4 protein-coding genes and 1 tRNA gene are annotated in these 3,300 nt (G+C 59.8%); 1 reads left to right on the plus strand and 4 read right to left on the minus strand.

What is annotated here, in order from left to right:
- Positions 1 to 869: NlpC/P60 family N-terminal domain-containing protein (locus tag V6C07_RS11185; protein WP_333536562.1), on the minus strand; the 869-nt coding region annotated here is incomplete at its 3' end.
- Positions 870 to 1,030: 161 nt separating this feature from the next.
- On the opposite strand from V6C07_RS11185, the gene V6C07_RS11190 reads away from it, so the two are divergent.
- Positions 1,031 to 1,106, plus strand: a tRNA-Glu gene (locus tag V6C07_RS11190).
- Between the two features lie 105 nt (positions 1,107 to 1,211).
- Here the strand turns inward: V6C07_RS11190 and V6C07_RS11195 are convergent.
- From V6C07_RS11195 to V6C07_RS11205, 3 genes are all read right to left on the minus strand, one after another.
- The gene (locus tag V6C07_RS11195; RefSeq protein ID WP_442886217.1) at positions 1,212 to 1,544 is read right to left on the minus strand and encodes a YnfA family protein; all 333 of its coding nucleotides are present in this window, start codon (positions 1,542 to 1,544) and stop codon (positions 1,212 to 1,214) included.
- Positions 1,545 to 1,706: 162 nt separating this feature from the next.
- A complete protein-coding gene (locus tag V6C07_RS11200) occupies positions 1,707 to 2,600 on the minus strand; it encodes a DUF2156 domain-containing protein (protein ID WP_333536563.1) in 894 nt (297 codons plus the stop codon).
- Between the two features lie 55 nt (positions 2,601 to 2,655).
- The coding region (locus V6C07_RS11205) for an MATE family efflux transporter (RefSeq protein WP_333536564.1) at positions 2,656 to 3,300 on the minus strand (645 nt) is incomplete at its 5' end.

Here is a 3,300-nt window from a genome sequence, read left to right on the forward strand (position 1 = left end):
CCTGCCGCAACCGTCACAGGGGTGGTAACGGCCATGCCGTTGTTGTCTTTTGCCGGGGCAAGCAGGTTCACGGGGCTGCTTTCGGCGGCCCCGCCCTGCAGGGGCAAGATGGCGCCTATGCTCACGCTTTGGCCGCCAGAGGGACCACTGCTGCCGTTGGCCCCGGCAAGACGCACATTGTCCTTGACAATGGCCGCAAAGCGGGAGTTGCGGTATGCGGCGGCAAAGCCGTCATCCACAAGAGCCAGATCATCGGCATCAACCCAGCCGCCGGCTATGGGGCATTCCACAAAATGCCAGCGCCCGTCGCGTGAGGTGTGGGCAATCAGTACCGGCGTACCCAGAGGGAGCAGGGAATACTGGAAGTAGTCAAAGGGATTGGCGCGCGGGTCCGGTGTGGGTTCTGAAAAGCGCGTCAGATGCGTGGGCATTTCACGCAGGTCCGCGTTGCGTACCGTAATGGCCGCCTGGGCGCGCGTGGGGAAGTTTTTGAGGTCGGCATTGCGGGCCATTGCGTCCCATTCAGTCTGTGTCCAGCGTTCGCTGCCCTGCCTGTAGCCTCTGGCCTTGCCGAAAATGGCCGCCACATCGCGCTTGCGCATGGATGTTTTGCGCATGTCCCACGGGCCGAAGAATATGCGGTCAAAGCGCGCTGTCTGGCGATCCTGCTCGGCCTGTGAGATGAGGCGCTTGCCCGGCCCCGCGCTCTGGGCGTAAACTTCCAGGTTCTGGGGAAACTGGCGCAGGTCTGCAATGGTTCCCATCCATGCGGGAGCCTGGCCGTCACGGGGCGGAACGGTTTTGCCGCCGCAGGCGGCCAGAAGCAGAAGGGCAAGTGCCGGCAGAAGCAGGCGAAGGCGGGAAAGCATACGTATGATCCTCCGGGAACAGCCCATAGTCGTGGGCCGTTTATTTAAAATAGCACTTCAAATATGCAAATACAAATAATATTGTTTTTCGCAGCTTTTTGGCGATGCCCACCCTTGCGGTATTGACATCAAAGCGTGCTCTACTTAAAAGAAACCTCGCTGTCACCATCGTCTATCCGGTTAGGACGGCGGCCTCTCAAGCCGCTAAGACGGGTTCAAATCCCGTTGGTGACGCCAGTTTTTCGCAAGTGCGCTGCCACCGGCGGCGCACCGATTGCATTTTTGAGGGGCGTGAAGGGTAAAATTCCTTCGCGCCCCTTTGTTTTGCGCCGTGCGCCGTGGTCAGGCCGGGCTGCCCCAGCCGGAAACAATGATGAGCATTCCGGCCAGAGCCACGCCGCCACCCACCATGTCGGTGGTGGAAAGGCTTACGCCGTCCACGAGTTTAAGCCATGCCAGGGCGGTTGCCACATAAACGCAGCCATAGGCCGCATATACCCGCCCGCTGGCGGCCGGGTGCATGGTCAAAAGCCAGGCAAAAACGGCCAGGCTCAGGGCCGCCGGAACCAGAAGCCAGGGGGAGCCGCCCTTGCGCAGCCACACATAGGGCAGATAGCAACCCACGATCTCGGCAACCGCCGTGACCACAAACAGCAGAAATGTTTTCAGGATCATCTTTTTCTTCTTTTCCGCAGTTGACGAAACCCCTCGCGGCCAGAATGCCAGAAGCCCGGGCCGGGGTCGAGAGGCTCACGCCGCTTCCCGGGAAAAAGGAAGGCGGAACAACCTGGAGCCTGCCCGGGCCGTTCCGCCGCATGTATGCATGCAGGCAAACGTTTATGCCTTGCGGATGCGCACCTTGTATTTGCGCAGAAAATCTGCGGGCATATAGGTCATCTTGGCCTGACGCAGGCCTTCTTCGTCCAGGTCCTGGGCGCGGTTGATATAGGTGAATCCTGTTCCAGCCCGGCGGGCAAACGTGCAGTTGATGGTCTGGTAAACACCCTTGAAGCCGCTGAGCCCTTTTTCGTAATGCACCCCAAGGCTTGTGCCGTCAAGGTTTTCGCCCACGCTGAAGGCGACCATCTTGCCGTCCACATACAGTGATCCGCCCACAAGGCTGCGGAAACTGTTCCAGTGGCTGAGCACACGGTTGATGGCCTCGTTTTCGGCGCGCAGCGAGGGGGAGTCTTCGCATTCGTGCCACTGGCACCAGTCGTCCTGTACGGCCAGCACGTCCTCGATCATGCGGTCGTCCAGATCGTGGTAGTCGGGTTCGCCGTAGTTCTTGATGTAGCTGTTATAGTGATTGCGTTTTTTATGAAAACGGTTGCCCGGCAGGTCGGCAAGCTCTTCCTGTTTGTACAGGTATTCCCACTGGCCCCTGTCTTCTTCGGCGTCCACCAGTCCGGGCAGGCGTTCCTGCCAGACGTGCAGCAGTTCTTCAGGCACGCGCACCACGTCATGGGCGGTTTCGTTGAAAGAGCAGGGCAAAAGGCTCTTCCAGTCCACCGCGTTCCAGTCGCCCACGGGCGCCCAGCATACTTCATGGGGGCGGGTCTGGCGTATCCAGCACATATTGTCGTCAAAGCACCATTCAAGGCCATAATATTCCTGCCAGCCCCAGAGGTTGGCAAGAGTATAATCCAGCGAACGCTGAGGGGTGCGCTGCCAGATGTCATAATAGCGTCCGCTGTCGTCCAGGCTTACGGGAATGAATTTTTTACTCACGGTTTTGTTCTCCTTGGAAAGGCCCATGCGGAAAGCACAAGGGTTCTGCGGGCCGTCAGGCAGGGTGCGGCTGGCGGATCTTGCTCATGGCAAAACGCGTCCAGTCGCGGCGCAGCACCACATAAAGCATGATGCTGGTCTGCAGGCATTGGGAAACGAGCATGGCTACAAAAACGCCCGAGGCTGTGCCCCAAAGCATATGTCCGAGCAGCCAGCCCAGGGGAAGGCGCACCAGCCAGAAGGTGCCGCCGAAAATCATCAGGTTGTACTTGGTGGCTCCCGCCCCGGTCATTACGCCGCCCATGACGGTGCTGGCAATGGAAAAGGGCGTGGAAAGCAGGTTGAAGGTCAGGTAGTTCACAATCTGGGCCTGGGTGCCGGGTTCCTGGGAAAGCAAAAGGGCGATGTCCTGCCTGAAAGGCCAGAGCAGGGCTGCCATAAGGCTCATGGCTATGGCGGCCGCGCCGACCATGAACAGGGCGACCTTTTTGGCCTCGGCGGGTTTGCCCGCGCCAAGGCTGTTGCCTACAAGCACGGCTACGCTCATGTTGAAGGCCATGCCCGGCAAAAAGAGAAGGGCTTCCACACGCAGCCCCGCCGTAAGTCCGGCCAGAGCGTTCACGCTGTCAAGGGGCAACGAGGCCACCAGCACGAAAAGGGTCAGGTAACCGGACTGCCAGACGATCTGCGCGGCTCCCGA

This window comes from Desulfovibrio sp. 1214_IL3152 (genome assembly GCF_036763055.1).
GTDB lineage: Bacteria > Desulfobacterota > Desulfovibrionia > Desulfovibrionales > Desulfovibrionaceae > Desulfovibrio.

Excerpts from the sequence above, each read along its gene's own strand:
- V6C07_RS11195 (WP_442886217.1), bottom strand. The coding sequence starts at position 1,544 with ATGATCCTGAAAACATTTCTGCTGTTTGTGGTCACGGCGGTTGCCGAG.